Origin of the sequence: Klebsiella sp. WP3-W18-ESBL-02 (genome assembly GCF_014168815.1) — a bacterium.
GTDB classification, from domain to species: Bacteria; Pseudomonadota; Gammaproteobacteria; order Enterobacterales; family Enterobacteriaceae; genus Kluyvera; species Kluyvera ascorbata_B.
Window position 1 is genome coordinate 4,070,092 of sequence record NZ_AP021972.1, and the last position, 16,822, is coordinate 4,086,913.

The 16,822-nt window shown below is 56.1% G+C and carries 19 protein-coding genes, 1 tRNA gene and 1 pseudogene; 11 read left to right on the forward strand and 10 right to left on the reverse strand.

The window, feature by feature from the left end:
- Nucleotides 1–54 precede the first annotated feature (54 nt).
- The 9 genes and pseudogenes from H7R56_RS19695 to H7R56_RS19735 form a co-directional block, all read left to right on the forward strand.
- Complete coding sequence (locus H7R56_RS19695) at nucleotides 55–255, forward strand: hypothetical protein (RefSeq protein WP_182928705.1); 201 nt, start codon at nucleotides 55–57, stop codon at nucleotides 253–255.
- Nucleotides 255–452 carry a DUF1482 family protein gene (locus H7R56_RS19700; RefSeq protein ID WP_182928359.1) on the forward strand — a complete coding sequence of 66 codons (198 nt, stop codon included), beginning with the start codon at nucleotides 255–257 and terminating at the stop codon, nucleotides 450–452. The genes H7R56_RS19695 and H7R56_RS19700 overlap by 1 nt, the downstream gene beginning before the upstream one ends.
- 22 nt (nucleotides 453–474) lie before the next feature.
- Nucleotides 475–735, forward strand: a complete 261-nt coding sequence (locus H7R56_RS19705) for a hypothetical protein (protein ID WP_224776435.1) — start codon at nucleotides 475–477, stop codon at nucleotides 733–735.
- An 82-nt stretch (nucleotides 736–817) separates the two neighbouring features.
- Nucleotides 818–2,293 (forward strand): leucine-rich repeat domain-containing protein, encoded by a 1,476-nt coding sequence (locus H7R56_RS19710; RefSeq protein WP_182928378.1) that lies wholly within the window; start codon nucleotides 818–820, stop codon nucleotides 2,291–2,293.
- A 53-nt stretch (nucleotides 2,294–2,346) separates the two neighbouring features.
- A complete protein-coding gene (locus tag H7R56_RS19715) occupies nucleotides 2,347–2,511 on the forward strand; it encodes a hypothetical protein (RefSeq protein ID WP_021242892.1) in 165 nt (54 codons plus the stop codon).
- On the forward strand, nucleotides 2,495–3,166 hold the full coding sequence (exoX, locus tag H7R56_RS19720) for an exodeoxyribonuclease X (protein ID WP_021242891.1): 672 nt from the start codon (nucleotides 2,495–2,497) through the stop codon (nucleotides 3,164–3,166). Before H7R56_RS19715 ends, exoX begins: the two co-directional genes overlap by 17 nt.
- Nucleotides 3,166–3,834 carry a DEAD/DEAH box helicase family protein gene (locus H7R56_RS19725; RefSeq protein WP_000537165.1) on the forward strand — a complete coding sequence of 223 codons (669 nt, stop codon included), beginning with the start codon at nucleotides 3,166–3,168 and terminating at the stop codon, nucleotides 3,832–3,834. The genes exoX and H7R56_RS19725 overlap by 1 nt, the downstream gene beginning before the upstream one ends.
- A 16-nt stretch (nucleotides 3,835–3,850) precedes the next feature.
- A complete protein-coding gene (locus H7R56_RS19730; RefSeq protein WP_182928361.1) occupies nucleotides 3,851–4,582 on the forward strand; it encodes a single stranded DNA-binding domain-containing protein in 732 nt (243 codons plus the stop codon).
- Nucleotides 4,582–5,676 (forward strand): annotated as a pseudogene (locus H7R56_RS19735) (DUF1317 family protein); the annotation flags it as partial. The gene H7R56_RS19730 and the pseudogene H7R56_RS19735, both read left to right, overlap by 1 nt.
- 14 nt (nucleotides 5,677–5,690) lie before the next feature.
- On the opposite strand, the gene H7R56_RS19740 reads toward H7R56_RS19735, so the two are convergent.
- The 3 genes from H7R56_RS19740 to proB form a co-directional block, all read right to left on the reverse strand.
- A tRNA-Thr gene (locus H7R56_RS19740) sits at nucleotides 5,691–5,766 on the reverse strand.
- A gap of 113 nt (nucleotides 5,767–5,879) precedes the next feature.
- Nucleotides 5,880–7,130 carry a glutamate-5-semialdehyde dehydrogenase gene (proA, locus tag H7R56_RS19745; RefSeq protein WP_106930351.1) on the reverse strand — a complete coding sequence of 417 codons (1,251 nt, stop codon included), beginning with the start codon at nucleotides 7,128–7,130 and terminating at the stop codon, nucleotides 5,880–5,882.
- A gap of 10 nt (nucleotides 7,131–7,140) precedes the next feature.
- On the reverse strand, nucleotides 7,141–8,244 hold the full coding sequence (gene proB, locus H7R56_RS19750; RefSeq protein ID WP_106930353.1) for a glutamate 5-kinase: 1,104 nt from the start codon (nucleotides 8,242–8,244) through the stop codon (nucleotides 7,141–7,143).
- A gap of 286 nt (nucleotides 8,245–8,530) precedes the next feature.
- Between proB and phoE the strand changes: the two genes are divergently transcribed.
- Nucleotides 8,531–9,616: a phosphoporin PhoE gene (gene phoE, locus H7R56_RS19755; protein ID WP_106930355.1), complete on the forward strand. Its 1,086-nt coding sequence runs from the start codon at nucleotides 8,531–8,533 to the stop codon at nucleotides 9,614–9,616.
- A gap of 86 nt (nucleotides 9,617–9,702) precedes the next feature.
- Here the strand turns inward: phoE and crl are convergent, their stop codons facing one another.
- The 3 genes from crl to gpt form a co-directional block, all read right to left on the reverse strand.
- The gene (crl, locus tag H7R56_RS19760) at nucleotides 9,703–10,104 is read right to left on the reverse strand and encodes a sigma factor-binding protein Crl (protein ID WP_106930357.1); all 402 of its coding nucleotides are present in this window, start codon (nucleotides 10,102–10,104) and stop codon (nucleotides 9,703–9,705) included.
- A gap of 57 nt (nucleotides 10,105–10,161) precedes the next feature.
- Nucleotides 10,162–11,406, reverse strand: coding sequence for an esterase FrsA (frsA, locus tag H7R56_RS19765; protein WP_106930360.1), 1,245 nt, complete (start codon nucleotides 11,404–11,406; stop codon nucleotides 10,162–10,164).
- Nucleotides 11,407–11,513: 107 nt separating this feature from the next.
- Nucleotides 11,514–11,972: a xanthine phosphoribosyltransferase gene (gpt, locus tag H7R56_RS19770; RefSeq protein WP_106930362.1), complete on the reverse strand. Its 459-nt coding sequence runs from the start codon at nucleotides 11,970–11,972 to the stop codon at nucleotides 11,514–11,516.
- A 255-nt stretch (nucleotides 11,973–12,227) separates the two neighbouring features.
- Here gpt and pepD point away from each other — a divergent pair, with 255 nt between their 5' ends.
- Entirely contained in the window at nucleotides 12,228–13,685 is a 1,458-nt protein-coding gene (gene pepD / locus H7R56_RS19775; protein WP_106930364.1) for a cytosol nonspecific dipeptidase, read from the forward strand.
- 90 nt (nucleotides 13,686–13,775) lie between these two features.
- On the opposite strand, the gene H7R56_RS19780 is transcribed toward pepD, so the two are convergent.
- The 4 genes from H7R56_RS19780 to nqrF all read right to left on the reverse strand — a co-directional run bounded on the left by H7R56_RS19780 (nucleotide 13,776) and on the right by nqrF (nucleotide 16,814).
- Nucleotides 13,776–14,219 (reverse strand): GNAT family N-acetyltransferase, encoded by a 444-nt coding sequence (locus tag H7R56_RS19780; protein WP_223878969.1) that lies wholly within the window; start codon nucleotides 14,217–14,219, stop codon nucleotides 13,776–13,778.
- A 2-nt stretch (nucleotides 14,220–14,221) separates the two neighbouring features.
- Nucleotides 14,222–15,277: a DNA polymerase IV gene (gene dinB, locus H7R56_RS19785; protein ID WP_182928380.1), complete on the reverse strand. Its 1,056-nt coding sequence runs from the start codon at nucleotides 15,275–15,277 to the stop codon at nucleotides 14,222–14,224.
- A 95-nt stretch (nucleotides 15,278–15,372) separates the two neighbouring features.
- Complete coding sequence (gene nqrM, locus H7R56_RS19790; RefSeq protein ID WP_181358053.1) at nucleotides 15,373–15,588, reverse strand: (Na+)-NQR maturation NqrM; 216 nt, start codon at nucleotides 15,586–15,588, stop codon at nucleotides 15,373–15,375.
- A gap of 2 nt (nucleotides 15,589–15,590) precedes the next feature.
- Nucleotides 15,591–16,814, reverse strand: a complete 1,224-nt coding sequence (gene nqrF, locus H7R56_RS19795) for an NADH:ubiquinone reductase (Na(+)-transporting) subunit F (protein ID WP_106930371.1) — start codon at nucleotides 16,812–16,814, stop codon at nucleotides 15,591–15,593.
- Nucleotides 16,815–16,822 lie beyond the last annotated feature (8 nt).

A 16,822-nucleotide genomic window follows, 5' to 3' on the forward strand; every position in this document is an offset into this window, starting at 1 on the left:
ACGCGAATGCCCGGGTAAAAGTTCTGGCAGCCGGGAAGACGGCAAGGGGATGAGATGAAAACTAACCACGCAGTACCAAACAACGGTCGTGCGGTCGCCATGCGCAACAGCCGCACCGGCGCAGCATGGCAGGTTTCCTACGACTACCGCGACGGCACCTACTGGCACGAACCGCAGGGCAACCTGCGCAACATTCGCCGCCCTTATGCCTCACGCACCATCGAACCAAATCTTGTGCCTGCGGGGACTCACTGATGGGAGCCCTGTACGCATTAGTGCTTACCATCACCATGACGAACGGTGATTACCAGGATGCTGTCGTCGGTATTTTCGACAACCAGCAGCAATGTGAAGCGGCAGCGAGTGAGCAAATGGGCGTCACGAGCTGCTATCCAGTCGAAGGCATCATCCACGCTGACGAAACGCCAGCAGGGTATGACGCGAAATTTTGAGGGATAAGGGATGTGCAACTGCATGAATGAAGTCGGCGCTCAAATCGAAGCACGGCTTAAAGAGAAGGTTCCGGAGGGCGCTGAAGTGAGTGAAAGCATTCTTGATCGCGGTTGGGAAAATCAGGTTCTTTCTCTTTCTGATGGCGGCTCACACGTCACGCTGAAATACAAACTGGCGTACCGGGCCAAAAAGAAAAACGGCGAAATGGCTAAAAACCTTAATCGCCTGGAAACCAACGTGAAAATGAGTTTCTGCCCGTTCTGCGGCGAATCTCAGGGCTAACACCACCAGCAAAACCGAATTTAACCGAATGGTCGGCTAATCAAGCGACAGGACTTCTACACCCAAAATTTAAGGATCAGCAATGTTCGACTTAATTAAGCACCTCGTTAAAAACGATATTCAGCACACCGTTTCTGATAACGGAAATATCACCGTCACCAACAACCTGGATCTGGAAGATGTTAGCGGCGTCGACGCCTTGCCGGACAATCTGACCGTGGGCGGCTCGCTCTACCTGCGCGGCACCAGCATCACCGCGCTGCCGGACAATCTGACCGTGGGCGGCTCGCTCTACCTGCGCGGCACCAGCATCACCGCGCTGCCGGACAATCTGACCGTGGGCGGCTGGCTCGACCTGGAAGGCACCAGCATCACCGCGCTGCCGGACAATCTGACCGTGGGCGGCTGGCTCGACCTGCGCGGCACCAGCATCACCGCGCTGCCGGACAATCTGACCGTGGGCGGCTGGCTCGACCTGCGCGGCACCAGCATCACCGCGCTGCCGGACAATCTGACCGTGGGCGGCTCGCTCGACCTGCGCGGCACCAGCATCACCGCGCTGCCGGACAATCTGACCGTGGGCGGCTCGCTCTACCTGCGCGGCACCAGCATCACCGCGCTGCCGGACAATCTGACCGTGGGCGGCTGGCTCGACCTGCGCGGCACCAGCATCACCGCGCTGCCGGACAATCTGACCGTGGGCGGCTCGCTCTACCTGCGCGGCACCAGCATCACCGCGCTGCCGGACAATCTGACCGTGGGCGGCTGGCTCGACCTGCGCGGCACCAGCATCACCGCGCTGCCGGACAATCTGACCGTGGGCGGCTCGCTCTACCTGCGCGGCACCAGCATCACCGCGCTGCCGGACAATCTGACCGTGGGCGGCTCGCTCGACCTGCGCGGCACCAGCATCACCGCGCTGCCGGACAATCTGACCGTGGGCGGCTGGCTCGACCTGGAAGGCACCAGCATCACCGCGCTGCCGGACAATCTGACCGTGGGCGGCTCGCTCGACCTGCGCGGCACCAGCATCACCGCGCTGCCGGACAATCTGACCGTGGGCGGCTCGCTCTACCTGCGCGGCACCAGCATCACCGCGCTGCCGGACAATCTGACCGTGGGCGGCTCGCTCGACCTGCGCGGCACCAGCATCACCGCGCTGCCGGACAATCTGACCGTGGGCGGCTCGCTCGACCTGCGCGGCACCAGCATCACCGCGCTGCCGGACAATCTGACCGTGGGCGGCTGGCTCGACCTGGAAGGCACCAGCATCACCGCGCTGCCGGACAATCTGACCGTGGGCGGCTCGCTCTACCTGCGCCCGGAGAAGATCACGAACGTTTCTTACCGTGAAAACTGCGGTTACTCCAGCCGTACCATCTTCGCTATGTGGACCGGCAAAGAGTTTCGGATCGCCGCTGGTTGCTTCTTCGGTTCCATCGAGCAGTTCGAACAGGCAGTAGACGACAAGTATGACGGCAATGCAGCCGAAGCATACAAAAAGGCCGGGCGTGATTGTGTGGCAGAACTGACAGAAAAGCTCAATCCGAAAGACTGAATTGATTCCGGCAGCCTCCACGGTGCCGGGCTTCCAGAACAGGAGAAAAAGCGATGCGCTCCGAAAACCAACAGCAAGCCATGAACCTTATCGCGCTGCTGTGCCTGATGTACCACTTATCGCCAGCTGACCTTGAGGCCATCGCCCACCAGCTCGCGCACTTCGATGCAGTTTGTGATTACAGAACACAGGGGATTAATAATGCTGCGTGTCATTGATACCGAAACGACAGGGCTGGAAGGCGGCCCGGAAACCGTGGTGGAAATCGCCAGCGTCGATATTGTCGATGGTGTGATCTGCAACCCAATGAGCGACCTCGTTAAGCCAGGCGTGGCGATCGGTTTTGAGGCCATGGCTATTCACCATATCACCGAAGACATGGTGGAAGGCGCGCCGCTGCTCAGTGAAGTAATTGGCCGCTATCTGGGGGCTGATGCCTACGTCGCTCACAACGCGAAGTTCGACAAATCCAAGCTGCCGCAGATTGATGCGCCGTGGATCTGCACCGCCAAGCTGGCGCGTTCGCTCCTGCCGGAGCACAAGAGCCACAGTAACCAGTACCTGCGTTACAGCCTCGGGCTGAAACCGGAAGTACCGGAAGGGCTTTACGCCCACCGCGCGCTGTATGACTGCTACGTCACCGCCGAATTGTTGCTCTATATGGGCCGCCTGGCGAAATGGACGATGGGCGAAATGCGGGCCATCTCCAATAACCCTTCCCTGCTGCATGCGCTCCGCTTCGGTAAGCATAAAGGCGTCCCGTTCGCAGAGCTGGCAAAAACAGAACCGGGTTACCTGCGCTGGCTCGTTGCCAACAGCGACGACGAAGACGTGCTGTTTACGGCTGAACACTGGCTGAGCGGGGGTAAATGATGGGTACTCCAGTGCTGATCCTCGGTGATTCTGGCGCGGGCAAGTCCTACAGCCTGCGCAACTTCAATCCGGACGATGTGATGCTGCTCCAGTGCATCCCCAAAATGCTGCCGTTCAAGTCTGCGGGCTGGAAACTTCACGGCAAGCTGCTGCCAGACGGAAGCAAACAGCGCGGTAACGTTCTGCGCTCGGATAACTGGGAAACGGTGCTGGATACCATCTATCGCATGGTGCAGTCGAAAACGCGCCGCGTCCTGATCATCGACGATTTCCAGGTGGTCATGCAGCACGAAAACATGAACCGCGCGTACCAGACCGGCTATGCCAAGTTCACCGAAATGGCAGATCACATCTGGCGAATCATCATGGCGGCCACCGAACTGCCGGACGACTTCCGCGTTTATTTCCTGGCTCACACCGAAGAGACCGAGGGAAAGATCCGCATGAAGACTACCGGAAAGATGCTCAACGAAAAGCTGACGCCAGAGGGCTATTTCTCCATCGTGCTGCGCGCCATCAAGAAGGACGGCAAACACGTCTTTCTCATCAAAGGCGATGACAACGACACCGCCAAAGCACCGCCTGACCTGTTCCCTGATCAGACGGAAATGGACAACGACCTCCACGCCGTAGACGTGGCTATCACCGAATTTATGACCGAATTGTAACTCTGAGGAATTAACGATGAACCAACCAATGACTTTTATGTGGAACAACGAAACTGCTGAGATGGCGAAGAAAGCTGGCGCAACAGGCGGGATCAGCGAAACCGGCGCTTACGAGGGCGAAATCGTTTCTGCGGTGTACACCTTCGGGAAAGATGGCAGCCAGTCCCAGGCGCTCGAACTGAGCCTGGATTCCAACGGGCTCAAGGCGAATTTCCTGCGCATTAACTTCCTCGGCAAAGACGGCCAGCAGACTTTCGGCATGGGGCTGGTATCAGCGCTGATGTGGGTCGCCCAGGTCAAACAGGCGCAACCGCAGCAGGTACAGGGCCAAAACGGCATCGAATGGCACTGCCCGGCACTGGTTGGCAAAAAGGTGGGCCTGTTCCTCCAGAAGGTGCTGTACACCAAAAACGACGGCGGCGACGGCTACAAGTTCGAAGTGCGCCACGTTTTCCAGCCGGGAACGCGTAAGACCTACGCCGAACACGCTGAGAACGCCCCAGCAGAAGCGATCGCCGCGCTTGAAATGTCGATGAAGGATAAGGACGAACGTATTCACGGCGGCGCGCAGTTCTCTGGACCACGCAATACCCAACATGGCGGTAACCCTTATGCAAATCAGACTGGCGGCGCGCCACAATCTCGTTTGCAGCAGAACAGCGGTCAACCACCGGTAGACTTTTACGACGATATCCCGTTCGCGCCGATCGGTCTTCCGTTCCCTTCTCACTCTATCTATGCGCTATGACACACACACATGACGAAATCAGGGTTGGCGCGGTGCGCCTTCCCTGGCTCAAAGAGAAAAACGGATGGTTGCTGCCGTGGGGTGAAGTCGTAACCAACCCACTAAAGGCGCAACGACTGGCTGAAGAACTTAACGAAAAGCAGCACAAGAAAAGCCTGGACGATGACAAAAGCCGGATAGGATTCTGGAGGATGCACTTCAAAGGAATGGACCTGTCAGCAATCACGGAAGACAGGATCTTGTCTGCGGTGAGTTCGATGGTTAATCGCAAGCATCGAATGAACTGGGAGGCTAAGCGCGACAGCCTGCTGCGAAGAGGGAAGCCGGTTCCCGAATTTAAGGACAAACCAGCAGCGGCGGCCACCAAGGCGACGCACCTTGCTTTCATCCGGGCGCTGTTACGATGCGCGGCCAACGAATGGCGATGGATAGCCAAAGCGCCGAATATCAAATGCCCGGTGCCGAAAAATAAGCGTATTCGCTGGCTAACCAAAGAGGAAGCGGCGAACCTGATCCGGGAGCTTCCAGAGCATATGAAGCCAGTTGTTATTTTTGCACTGGCGACGGGGCTGCGCAGGTCGAACATCACAGATCTGGAGTGGTCGCAAATTGATATGCAGAGGAAGGTCGCGTGGATTCACCCCGAGGACGCGAAAGCAGGAAGGGCGATTGGGGTCGCCCTGAACGAATCGGCCTGTAAGGTGCTGCGGGATCAACTGGGGAAACATAACCGGTGGGTCTTTGTTCATACTGAATCATCCGTTCGCCCGGATGGAACGAGAACAAAGGCGGTGCGCAAAATGCGGTCTGATGCTAACACGGCATGGCGCGCAGCGTTAAGGCGGGCTGGAATAGAAAATTTCCGCTTCCATGACCTGCGGCACACCTGGGCGAGCTGGCTTGTACAGTCCGGCGTGCCACTCAGTGCGCTACAGGAAATGGGCGGGTGGGAAAGTATTGAGATGGTGCAGCGTTATGCACATCTGGCACCAAATCACCTGACGCAGCATGCCATGCAAATCGACTCATTCCTGGCGGGGAATGGCACAAATATGGCACAAGGCGCTTTTGCTGAACTGGTGAATATCGCGTGAACCCGCGTGGTTATTGGTGCCGATAATAGGAGTCGAACCTACGACCTTCGCATTACGAATGCGCTGCTCTACCAACTGAGCTATATCGGCCCTGCATGATGTGTTCACGAACGTGAATCACGGGGTCAAAGGTTAAAACTAACCGGGCGATGCGTCAATAGTCAGATTAATCAACCGCCTATTTTTGCATCGCCCGCCGTCAATTACGCACGAATCGTATCTTCACCAAAGCCGATCCACTTGTAGGTGGTCAGCGCTTCGAGCCCCATCGGCCCGCGAGCGTGAAGTTTCTGCGTGCTGACCGCCACTTCCGCGCCCAGGCCAAACTGGCCGCCGTCAGTGAAGCGGGTGGAGGCGTTGACGTACACCGCTGACGAGTCCACTTCATTAATAAAGCGGTTAGCGTTGCTCAACGTACGCGTCAGGATGGCATCAGAATGCTGCGTGCCATGCTGGCGGATGTGCGCAATCGCACTGTCCATATCCGCCACCACAACCACGTTAAGATCCAGCGACAGGAACTCGTTGTCCAGCTCTTCCGCCTTCAGCGGCACCAGCTTCGCCGGGCCGTTTAACGTGCGCATCACGGTCTCATCGCCGTGCAGCGTAACGCCGCTGGTCGCCATCTGTTTACTCAGCGCCGGAAGGAAGCGGTCGGCGATAGCCTGGTTCACCAGCAGGGTTTCAACGGTGTTACAGGTGCTCGGACGCTGGGTTTTAGCGTTGACGATAATCTTCAGCGCAGGGTCAATCTCAGCCGTGTCGTCGACATAAATATGGCACACGCCGATACCACCGGTGATCACCGGGATTGTCGACTGTTCGCGGCACAGCTTATGCAGGCCTGCGCCGCCGCGTGGGATCAGCATATCGATGTACTTGTCCATCCGCAGCATTTCACTGACCAGCGCACGATCCGGGTTATCAATCGCCTGTACCGCCGCTTCCGGCAGGCCACACTCTTTCAGCGCTAGCTGAATAACGCCGACGGTCGCGGCGTTAGTGCGGTAAGTTTCTTTACCGCCGCGCAGAATCGCTGCGTTGCCGGTTTTCAGGCACAGCGCGGCGACGTCGACGGTCACGTTCGGGCGGGCTTCATAAATGACACCAATCACACCAAGCGGCACGCGGCGACGTTCGATACGCAGGCCGCTGTCCAGCAGCCCGCCGTCAATGACCTGACCTACCGGGTCGGCCAGCGTGCACACCTGGCGCACGTCGTTGGCAATCGCACTCAGGCGTGCGGGGGTTAGCGCCAGACGGTCCAGCATAGCTTCGCTCAGGCCACTTTCGCGCGCCTGGGCCAGATCGTCTGCGTTGGCGCGCAGAATCTCATCGCTATGAGATTCCAGATAGTCTGCAATAGTTTCCAGAACCCGGTTTTTTTCACGGCTGGACAGCAGCGCCAGTTTATAAGAGGCCTGCTTTGCCGCAATGCCCATTTGTTCCAGCATGTTGAACTCCTTAACGGGTGATCATGTCGTCACGATGAACCGCGACCGGGCCGTACTCATAGCCGAGGATGGCATCAATTTCCTGCGAGTGGTGCCCGGCGATGAGGCGCAGCGCGTCGCTGTTGTAGCGGCTGACGCCGTGCGCGATGTCCCGACCTTCAAGGTTACGAATACGGATCACTTCACCACGAGAGAAGTTGCCTGTCACGTTTTTAATGCCTTTTGGAAGTAATGAACTTCCGCGTTCCAGAATGGCGGAGGTCGCGCCTTCGTCGACGGTCAGCTCTCCGGCCGGCGGTGCGCCGAAAATCCAGCGTTTACGATTTTCCAGCGGCGTGTCCTGCGCGTGGAAACGCGTGCCCACGGCCACATTCGCCATCACGTCGCCAATGACGCCCGGCAGGCTCCCTGCGGCAATAATCGTGTCGATGCCCGCGCGGCATGCTACGTCGGCGGCCTGAAGTTTGGTTCCCATACCGCCGGTACCGAGACCGGAGACGCTATCGCCTGCAATCGCCCGTAGCGCATCGTCAACGCCGTAGACGTCTTTGATCAGCTCTGCGTTCGGGTTACTCCGCGGGTCAGCGGTGAACAGCCCCTGCTGGTCGGTAAGCAACAGTAGCTTATCGGCACCGGCCAGAATCGCGGCCAGCGCGGAGAGGTTATCGTTATCGCCCACTTTAATTTCAGCGGTTGCCACGGCATCGTTCTCGTTAATCACGGGAACGATATTGTTATCCAACAGCGCGCGCAGGGTATCCCGGGCGTTGAGGAAACGTTCACGGTCTTCCATATCGGCGCGAGTCAGCAGCATCTGGCCAACGTGGATGCCGTAAATAGAGAAGAGCTGTTCCCACAGCTGAATTAAGCGGCTCTGGCCAACGGCGGCAAGCAGCTGTTTTGAGGCGATAGTCGCGGGCAGTTCAGGGTAACCCAGATGCTCACGCCCGGCGGCAATCGCTCCTGACGTTACAATGACAATTCGATGTCCAGCCGCATGAAGCTGGGCACACTGGCGAACCAGTTCAACAATATGCGCGCGATTCAGGCGGCGCGATCCGCCCGTTAAAACACTGGTACCCAGTTTGACCACCAGCGTCTGGCTATCACTCATGATTCTCTGCCGTTAAAAAGAAGAAGTATCGATCCAAACAAACGTTGTAACAGGAGTCTGGTCACTTGCCAACAGGCAGGACAGAAAGCGGGGGTTTTATTGCGCGGGATCAGGCAGCCTAATGGGGTTTATTGACAATTTTATGACAGAAAAAATTAAACATACTTTTTTATACTTAATCGGAGATTGTCATAAATTTTTAACACGTGCGGGATAAAAACGTTCCTGTTTTTTCACAGTGGTCTTTCACAGCACTTTTTAAGTATAAAAAAACCGGGATTGAGAAATGCAAAAAACAGCACTGGCATTAACGATGATGGGTATTATTGCGTCCTCTTCAGCTATGGCCGCGGAAGTTTATAACAAAGATGGCAACAAGCTGGACGTCTATGGCAAGGTCAAAGCTATGCACTATATGAGCGATGACTCCAGCGCAGACGGTGATAAAACCTACGTGCGTTTTGGTTTTAAAGGCGAAACCAAAATTAACGATCAGCTGACCGGCTATGGTCGCTGGGAATCTGAATTTTCCGGTAATAACGATGAAAGCACATCTACCCAGAAAACGCGTCTGGCGTTTGCTGGCCTGAAATTAAAAAATTTCGGCTCGTTTGATTACGGTCGTAACCTTGGCGCACTGTACGATGTTGAAGCCTGGACCGATATGTTCCCGGAATTCGGCGGCGACTCCACCGCGAAAACCGATAACTTCATGACCAAGCGTTCCAGCGGCCTGGCAACCTACCGTAATACCGACTTCTTCGGCGTGGTTGACGGCCTGGATTTAACCCTGCAATATCAGGGTAAGAATGACCGCAGCACCTATGCTACCGCTAACGGCGACGGCTTCGGCTCCTCCCTGTCCTACGATTTCGGCGGCAGCGACTTCGCTATCAGTGCGGCATACACCAACTCTGACCGCACCAATATCCAGCAGGCTAAATCTCTCGCCAAAGGCGGCAAGAACGCAGAGTCCTGGGGCACCGGCGTAAAATATGATGCCAATAATATTTACCTGGCGATGATTTATACTGAAACCCGCAATATGACGCCAATTAAAGGCCTGGTTTCCGCGGAGCAGGGTTTTGCTAATAAAGCGCAAAACTTTGAAGCCGTCGCGCAATATCAATTCGACTTCGGCCTGCGTCCTTCTCTGGGTTACGTGCAGATGAAAGGCAAAGACCTGGGCAACGGAATTGGCGATCAGGATCTGATGAAATATGTAGACGTCGGCGCGACCTACTATTTCAACAAAAATATGTCGACATTTGTTGATTATAAAATCAACCTGATTGACGAAGATGCGGTCACCAAACGTCTGGCCATTATGACCGACAACGTGGTCGCCGTAGGCATGACCTACCAGTTCTAACGGTTATATGAAAAAAGGCCTCCAGAAGGAGGCTTTTTTTTATGGCTTAATATCAAGGCCAGCCGCTCGGCAGGCCTTGATATTGTTTATGCCGTACGTTTTACCGCTTCGTTGGCAAAGCCATCGGCTGGCTCCAGCGCTAAATCCAGACTCGCCAGCAGCTCGCTTGCCCGTTCGTGAAAACCGCGCAGCGTTTGCTGCAGACGCTCAACGACCTCAGGATCTTTGATCGCAACCGCCTGCCATGTCCCCTCTTTATCAAACAGGCCGAACTGGTAGCTGTAGGTAAAGCGGCGCTCTTCCGCTTCCATCTCCATCCACCAGCCCCAGAACTCACGCTTTTCCGGCGCGGGTTTCACGTTCACGCAAACGGCCAGGCAGTCGAAGAAAAAGCGGTTATCTTCGCACTGCTCTTCGCGGATATAGGGGCCAAGCGCAGTGAATTTCTTGATCAATCTACTCTTCGGGTGTCCACTCGGTAACGTCATTGCGATCTCCTTTAGTGATGCAACTGTTTTACCAAATCAATAGAATTTATCAATATATTAACAAAATCTATTATTGATCCACCCTGCAATTTCCTTCAGCGCCTTATCAAAATTACGGTACACCGGGTTAAACGGAATCGGCATCAGCTTGCCCTGCGCTGACGACGAGACGATTAAACGCGACTCCTCTTCCGGGCTGAACGGATCGTTATCCCAGTAGCCAGAAAGCATCGGCGTTGGGCAGCGGCGCCCCAGCAGCCCCTGCGTTTTTAACGAGTAGCGGTTCAGCTCTACGCGCAGCGCTTCATCAGAGGCATCGTGCATGCCCAGCCGCGAGGCCAGCACGTCGAGGTACATTTCCGGTACGCGCCCCTGATGCAGCGGGTCGCTCAGCAGGCCATGAACGACCGGGCCAAGACAGGCGACGGCCTTCAGATTTTGCGCCTCCAGATAGGCCAGACGTACCGCAATGTTCGCGCCAAAGCGGAAGCCAAACGCGGCAACGCGCGTATGATCCACCCACGGCACATCGCGCAGCTGTTTAATCACCTGCTGATGCAGCAGGCTGGAATCCTGGGTGAGCTTCCATTTGGAAGAGAAACCGATCGACGGCATGTCTACCGTCAGCATAGCAATGCCGAGCGGCGCGAAATAGCGCTCATACAGGCTGTAGTAATCGGTCTGCAGGCCGTCAAGCCCGCCGCACATCAGCACCGTCGGGAACGGGCCGTCGCCTTTTGGCATATGCAGGAAGCCGGTAATCGGCGAACCGCCAGGAATGGCGAACTCCAGTTCGCGCATGGCGCCCGGCAGGCGTTTAGCCGCCTCTTCATAGGCGCGGTTGGCCAGCGCCTGCGCCTGTTCGGCGAGATCGTCGCCCTTCAGGTGTGGATAGGCAGCAATGCTGTAGAGATTGGAAGCGTGCAGCCAATGGCGGCCGCTGAGCGTTTCATCCTGCTCCTGCATGGCCTTTTGCTGCCACTGCATTGCCTGCGTCGACCATTCGTAAATCCAGTTGCCGCCGCGATACCCTACCACGGTGTCGTACAACTCATCGTCGGTGCGTTCGGCTTGGCTCATGACGATACGCGCCTGCACGTCGAGGATTTCCTGCGGCGTTACGCCGCGCCAGATCCACATCAGACGGTTAATCATGCGATACCAGTGCGGGACGGTGCTGCCGCTGAGCGCCGAATGCATGCTGGAGGGACTGCCGGTATTAAACCGACGCACCAGCGTGGACGTTTCAGGGTGTTTAAAACGCGGCTTGAATAGCGTTTCGCTGAGATTAGCTTCAGGCATCACAAAACCTCTATGGATACGATCTTTATGTCCATTGTAACGCGTGGGGCTCTAAAAAAAACAACGCCCGGCATAACCGGGCGTGAGGAGCGCATTTATTGACTGAATTAACGGCCAGAGATAGGCGGTACGAACACCACACCCATGTCCCAAGGCTGTTCAATCCAGGTGTCCTGCGGGATGTCGACCACGTAATCGTCGACCAGCGGACGACCGGCTGGTTTCGCGAAGATGGTGACGAAGTGCGCTTTTGGATACATTTCGCGAATTGCCACCGCGGTGCCGCCGGTGTCGACCAGATCGTCAATAACGATAAAGCCTTCGCCGTCGCCTTCCGCGCGTTTCAGAACCTTCAGCTCGCGCTGGTTATCGTGGTCATAGCTGGAGATGCATACGGTGTCGACATGACGAATGCCCAGTTCACGTGCCAGCAGTGCGCCCGGTACCAGACCACCGCGGCTCACGGCGATAATACCTTTCCACTGTTCAGAAGGCATCAGGCGTGCGGCCAGTTTGCGTGCGTGAACCTGCAACATGTCCCAAGTGACGACGTATTTTTCGCTCATGTGAAGTGTCCCAGCCTGTGTTATACGGCTTAAAAAATGTTCAAGGGGAAATAGGTTGCGCGAGATTATAGAGATCTGACGCACTAAAAACCAGTGTTAAGCGGAATCCACGGCGCTTTTTACGTGGTTTATTCTACCGGAAGAGACAGAAAGTGGTATTCTCAACCCCATCGCGCAAGCCAGGCTTGTGGTATATGTCTATGCTAACCCTTTACCTGCAAGCGACTTTTGCAGAACGCCGTAAGGAGACTCATCGTGTCTGAACTGTCTCAATTATCCCCGCAGCCGCTGTGGGATATTTTTGCCAAAATCTGTTCTATTCCGCACCCTTCTCACCATGAAGAACAGCTCGCCGCACACATCGTCGGCTGGGCGAAAGAAAAAGGGCTTCACGCAGAGCGCGACCAGGTCGGCAACATTCTGATTCGCAAAGGCGCGACGCCGGGCATGGAAAACCGTAAACCGGTTGTGCTGCAGGCTCACCTCGATATGGTGCCGCAGAAAAACAACGACACCGTGCACGACTTCGCTAAAGACCCTATCCAACCGTACATTGACGGTGAATGGGTTAAAGCACGCGGCACTACCCTGGGCGCCGACAACGGTATCGGTATGGCGTCAGCGCTTGCAGTACTGTCCGATGAATCCGTTGAGCACGGTCCGCTGGAAGTGCTGCTAACCATGACCGAAGAAACCGGTATGGACGGCGCCTTTGGCCTGCAGCCAAACTGGCTACAGGGCGATATCCTGATTAACACCGACTCAGAAGAAGAAGGTGAAATCTACATGGGCTGCGCCGGTGGTATCGACTTCACCAGCAACCTGCCGCTGACTCGCGAAGCCATTCCTGCAGGCTTCCAGACCTTCAAGCTGACGCTGAAAGGCCTGAAAGGCGGCCACTCCGGTGGTGATATTCATCTTGGTCTGGGCAACGCCAACAAACTGCTGGCCCGCTTCCTGGTCGCTCATGCGGCGGAACTGGATCTGCGTCTGGTAGACTTCACCGGCGGCACCCTGCGTAACGCGATTCCACGAGAAGCGTTTGCGGCCATCGCGGTTCCGGCAGACAAAGTCGACGCGCTGAAAGGGCTGGTAGAAACCTACCTGCACATTCTGCAAAATGAGCTGTCGGCAAAAGAGAAAAACCTGACCCTGGTACTGGAAGCGACGACCGTTGAAGGTAAAGCGCTGACAACCGCGTCTCGCGATGCCTTCACTCAGTTGCTGAACGCGACCCCGAACGGCGTGATTCGTAATTCCGACGTGGCGAAAGGCGTGGTAGAAACCTCTCTGAACGTCGGTGTGGTTTCCATGACTGAAGATACCGCAACCATTCACTGCCTGATTCGTTCCCTGCTCGACAGCGGTAAAGATTACGTAGTGAGCATGCTGGAATCACTGGGCGCGCTGGCAGGGGCTAAAACCCAGCCGAAAGGCGGCTACCCGGGCTGGCAGCCGGATGCGAATTCACCGGTCATGAAGCTGGTACGCGAAACCTATCAGCGCCTGTTCAACAAGGTGCCAAACATTCAGATCATTCACGCGGGTCTGGAATGTGGCCTGTTCAAGAAACCGTACCCGAACATGGATATGGTCTCTATTGGGCCAACCATCACCGGTCCACACTCTCCGGATGAGCAGGTTCATATCGAAAGCGTTGGCCAGTACTGGCAGCTGCTGACGGAACTGCTGAAGGCGATTCCGGCGAAGTAAGTTCTGAGCCGCTCCCGGCGGCGCTTCGCTTGGCCGGGCTACGTAGAATGTAGCCCGGCCAAGCGAAGCGCCGCCGGGAATATCACCGCCCTACCTGATTTTTTCCATCCTATAGTTCACAAACGTCTCTCCGCGCGCCTCAACCTCTTGTTCAGCCAACACCACAAACCCCAGCCGTTCAAAACACGCTTTGGCCGTGATGCTCGATTCTACCGTTAACGCTCCCGTCGGTACTCTGGCGAACAGCGCGTTCAGCAGCGCGCTGGCAACACCCTGTCGCGCATACGATGGGTCGACAAACAGCAGGTCGATATAGCGCTCAACGGCGGTGACAAAACCGACAGGCGTTTCATCAACCGTTGCCACCAGAACCAGCGAGTCAGCCATTTTTTGTCGCCAGCGCGCGTCATCCACCTGCGCCCAGGCGTTTATCTGCGCGGGCGAGTAGTGCTGGCTGGCAATTTCCCGCACCGCACGCTGGAAAATGCGGCACAGCGCGGAGAAATCATCATCACAATAGGCGCGAATTTGCATCATTAAATTCCTAACAGCAGCTGGCGCTCCAGCTGTGGATCCAGCAGCGAAACATGCAGGCCCACCAGGCGGACCCCACGCTGCGAGCGCCTTTCGTGCCAGGCTTTGTGTGCCGTCGCGATCAGATCGTCTTTATTCAGCTGCGGCCAGACATGTTCCTGCGTGGTTTGCTGGAAATCATTAAATTTTAGTTTGATACCCTGCCGGGCAATACGTAGATCGGGACGAACTTTTGCCAGCCGGCGCTCCAGCTCCGGATAAAGCCGCTCGACGATCGCCTCACACTCCGCCCATTCGTGGATGTCTTCGATCAACGTACGCTCAACGCCGATCGACTTACGCTGGCGATCGTTGTTGATCTCGCGCTCATCAATCCCCTGGCTGCGCTCCCAGAGGATCCGGCCAAATTTACCGAAACGCTTAAGCAGCACGGCAAGATCGCTGTTCTGCACGTCTTCACAGGTGCGTAGCCCCATGCTTTCCAGCTTCGCTGCGGATACTTTGCCAACGCCGGGTATTTTAGCCAGCGGCAGTGTTTTCAAAAATGCCGGAACGTCGGCAGGCGTCAGCACATACTGGCCGTTGGGTTTGTTAAGATCGGAGGCGATTTTTGCCAGAAACTTTACCGGTGCGACGCCCGCCGAAGCGGTTAATGCGAGCTCGTTAAAGATCGTTTGGCGGATCTCCTGCGCCATCAGCGTGGCCGCCCCGTGGCAATGAACGCTGTCGCTGACGTCGAGATAGGCTTCATCCAGCGAGAGTGGCTCAATTAATGAGGTATAGCGGGAGAAGATTTCGCGGATATGATTGGAGGCTTCGCGGTAGGCTTCGAAACGACCCGGCAGCAGCGTGAGGTGCGGGCACAGCTTCAGTGCCATAGCGGTAGGCATGGCACTACATACACCAAATTTACGTGCGGGATAGTTTGCCGTGCTGATAACACCGCGCTGTACCCGACTGCCGCCGATGGCGATGGGAATATCGCGCAGCGCGGGGTTGTCGCGCATTTCCACCGCGGCGAAGAAGCAGTCCATATCAATATGGATAATTTTGCGCATCGTTAGCCCTCACTTACCACTGGATAAGTATACAGCACAACTTAAGCAAATGAGAAGAGCGGTCAATCGCCCGGCCTGGCCGGGCGATGAACAAACTACAGAATACGGTTCTGCTGGCGCTGGGCTTCGCGAGCCATACGTTTTTTACGTGCATCGCAGGGTTCAGGACAGTTGCAGACCTTTTCGATGCCCAGTGACGCGATCCCGCCGCAGCTGCCCTGCAGGCTTTTTCGCTTCACCAGATACCCCAGCGACATGCCGAGGATAACCAGCGCGAAAATGCAGAACGTGGCCAGGAATACCGTTAACATCATCAGCCTCCAAAGTCATCGAGCATGATATTTTCATCCTCAACGCCCAGCTCTTTGAGCATTTTGATGACCGCGGCGTTCATCATCGGCGGCCCACACATGTAGAACTCACAGTCTTCCGGCGCCGGGTGGTCGCGCAGGTAGTTTTCGTACAGCACGTTATGAATGAAACCAGTGTAGCCCGTCCAGTTATCTTCCGGCTGCGCGTCGGAAAGCGCAATATGGAAGGTAAAGTTCGGGTTCTCGCGCGCCAGCTGTTCAAATTCCTCTTCATAGAACATTTCACGCAGCGAGCGCGCACCGTACCAGAAGCTGATCCGGCGGTTGCTGTGCAAACGCTTAAGCTGATCGAAGATATGCGAGCGCATCGGCGCCATCCCCGCACCGCCGCCGATAAAGACCATTTCAGCATCGGTATCTTTGGCAAAAAACTCACCAAATGGCCCGGAAATCGTCACCTTGTCGCCCGCCTTCAGCGACCAGATGTAGGAAGACATGATTCCCGGCGGCGCATCGGGGGCGGAAGGCGGCGGCGTCGCGATTCGCACGTTGAGCATAATCATGCCCTTTTCTTCCGGGTAGTTCGCCATGGAATAAGCGCGCAGCGTTGGCTCTTTCACGTCGGAAACATAGCGGAACAAGTTGTATTTATCCCAGTCCGCGCGGTATTCCTCGGGCACGTCAAAGTCGGCGTAAGCAACCTTATGCGGCGGGCATTCAATCTGAATGTAGCCCCCGGCGCGGAACGGCACGCTTTCCCCTGCAGGGATAGCCAGCTTCAGTTCTTTGATAAAGGTGGCTTTGTTATCGTTAGAGATAACTTCGCATTCCCACTTCTTCACGCCAAACACTTCTTCAGGCAGCTCGATTTTCATATCCTGGCGCACGGCAACCTGGCAGGCCAGACGGCAGCCTTCTTTCGCCTCGCGCTTGGTAATATGTGACAGTTCGGTCGGCAGAATATCACCGCCGCCCTCTTTCACCGTTACCCGGCACTGCCCGCATGAGCCCCCGCCGCCGCAGGCGGAGGAGATAAAAATACCGTTGCTGGACAGCGTATTGAGCAGCTTGTCACCCGCCGGGGTTTTAATCTGTTTGTCCGCTTCATTGTTGATTTCGATAACCACATCGCCGGAATTAACCAGCTTCGATTTCGCCAACAAAATCAGCAACGACAGTACCAGCACGATCAGCGTAAACATCACTACGCCAAGTATAATTTCCATGATTAACG

Excerpts from the sequence above, each read along its gene's own strand:
- H7R56_RS19725 (WP_000537165.1), top strand. The coding sequence starts at position 3,166 with ATGGGTACTCCAGTGCTGATCCTCGGTGATTCTGGCGCGGGCAAGTCC.
- crl (WP_106930357.1), bottom strand. The coding sequence starts at position 10,104 with ATGACGTTACCGAGTGGACACCCGAAGAGTAGATTGATCAAGAAATTC.
- frsA (WP_106930360.1), bottom strand. The coding sequence starts at position 11,406 with ATGCCTGAAGCTAATCTCAGCGAAACGCTATTCAAGCCGCGTTTTAAA.
- H7R56_RS19695 (WP_182928705.1), top strand. The coding sequence starts at position 55 with ATGAAAACTAACCACGCAGTACCAAACAACGGTCGTGCGGTCGCCATG.
- phoE (WP_106930355.1), top strand. The coding sequence starts at position 8,531 with ATGCAAAAAACAGCACTGGCATTAACGATGATGGGTATTATTGCGTCC.
- dinB (WP_182928380.1), bottom strand. The coding sequence starts at position 15,277 with ATGCGCAAAATTATCCATATTGATATGGACTGCTTCTTCGCCGCGGTG.
- H7R56_RS19730 (WP_182928361.1), top strand. The coding sequence starts at position 3,851 with ATGAACCAACCAATGACTTTTATGTGGAACAACGAAACTGCTGAGATG.
- H7R56_RS19780 (WP_223878969.1), bottom strand. The coding sequence starts at position 14,219 with ATGCAAATTCGCGCCTATTGTGATGATGATTTCTCCGCGCTGTGCCGC.
- nqrM (WP_181358053.1), bottom strand. The coding sequence starts at position 15,588 with ATGTTAACGGTATTCCTGGCCACGTTCTGCATTTTCGCGCTGGTTATC.
- H7R56_RS19710 (WP_182928378.1), top strand. The coding sequence starts at position 818 with ATGTTCGACTTAATTAAGCACCTCGTTAAAAACGATATTCAGCACACC.
- proB (WP_106930353.1), bottom strand. The coding sequence starts at position 8,244 with ATGAGTGATAGCCAGACGCTGGTGGTCAAACTGGGTACCAGTGTTTTA.
- proA (WP_106930351.1), bottom strand. The coding sequence starts at position 7,130 with ATGCTGGAACAAATGGGCATTGCGGCAAAGCAGGCCTCTTATAAACTG.
- exoX (WP_021242891.1), top strand. The coding sequence starts at position 2,495 with ATGCTGCGTGTCATTGATACCGAAACGACAGGGCTGGAAGGCGGCCCG.
- nqrF (WP_106930371.1), bottom strand. The coding sequence starts at position 16,814 with ATGGAAATTATACTTGGCGTAGTGATGTTTACGCTGATCGTGCTGGTA.
- gpt (WP_106930362.1), bottom strand. The coding sequence starts at position 11,972 with ATGAGCGAAAAATACGTCGTCACTTGGGACATGTTGCAGGTTCACGCA.
- H7R56_RS19715 (WP_021242892.1), top strand. The coding sequence starts at position 2,347 with ATGCGCTCCGAAAACCAACAGCAAGCCATGAACCTTATCGCGCTGCTG.
- H7R56_RS19705 (WP_224776435.1), top strand. The coding sequence starts at position 475 with ATGAATGAAGTCGGCGCTCAAATCGAAGCACGGCTTAAAGAGAAGGTT.
- H7R56_RS19700 (WP_182928359.1), top strand. The coding sequence starts at position 255 with ATGGGAGCCCTGTACGCATTAGTGCTTACCATCACCATGACGAACGGT.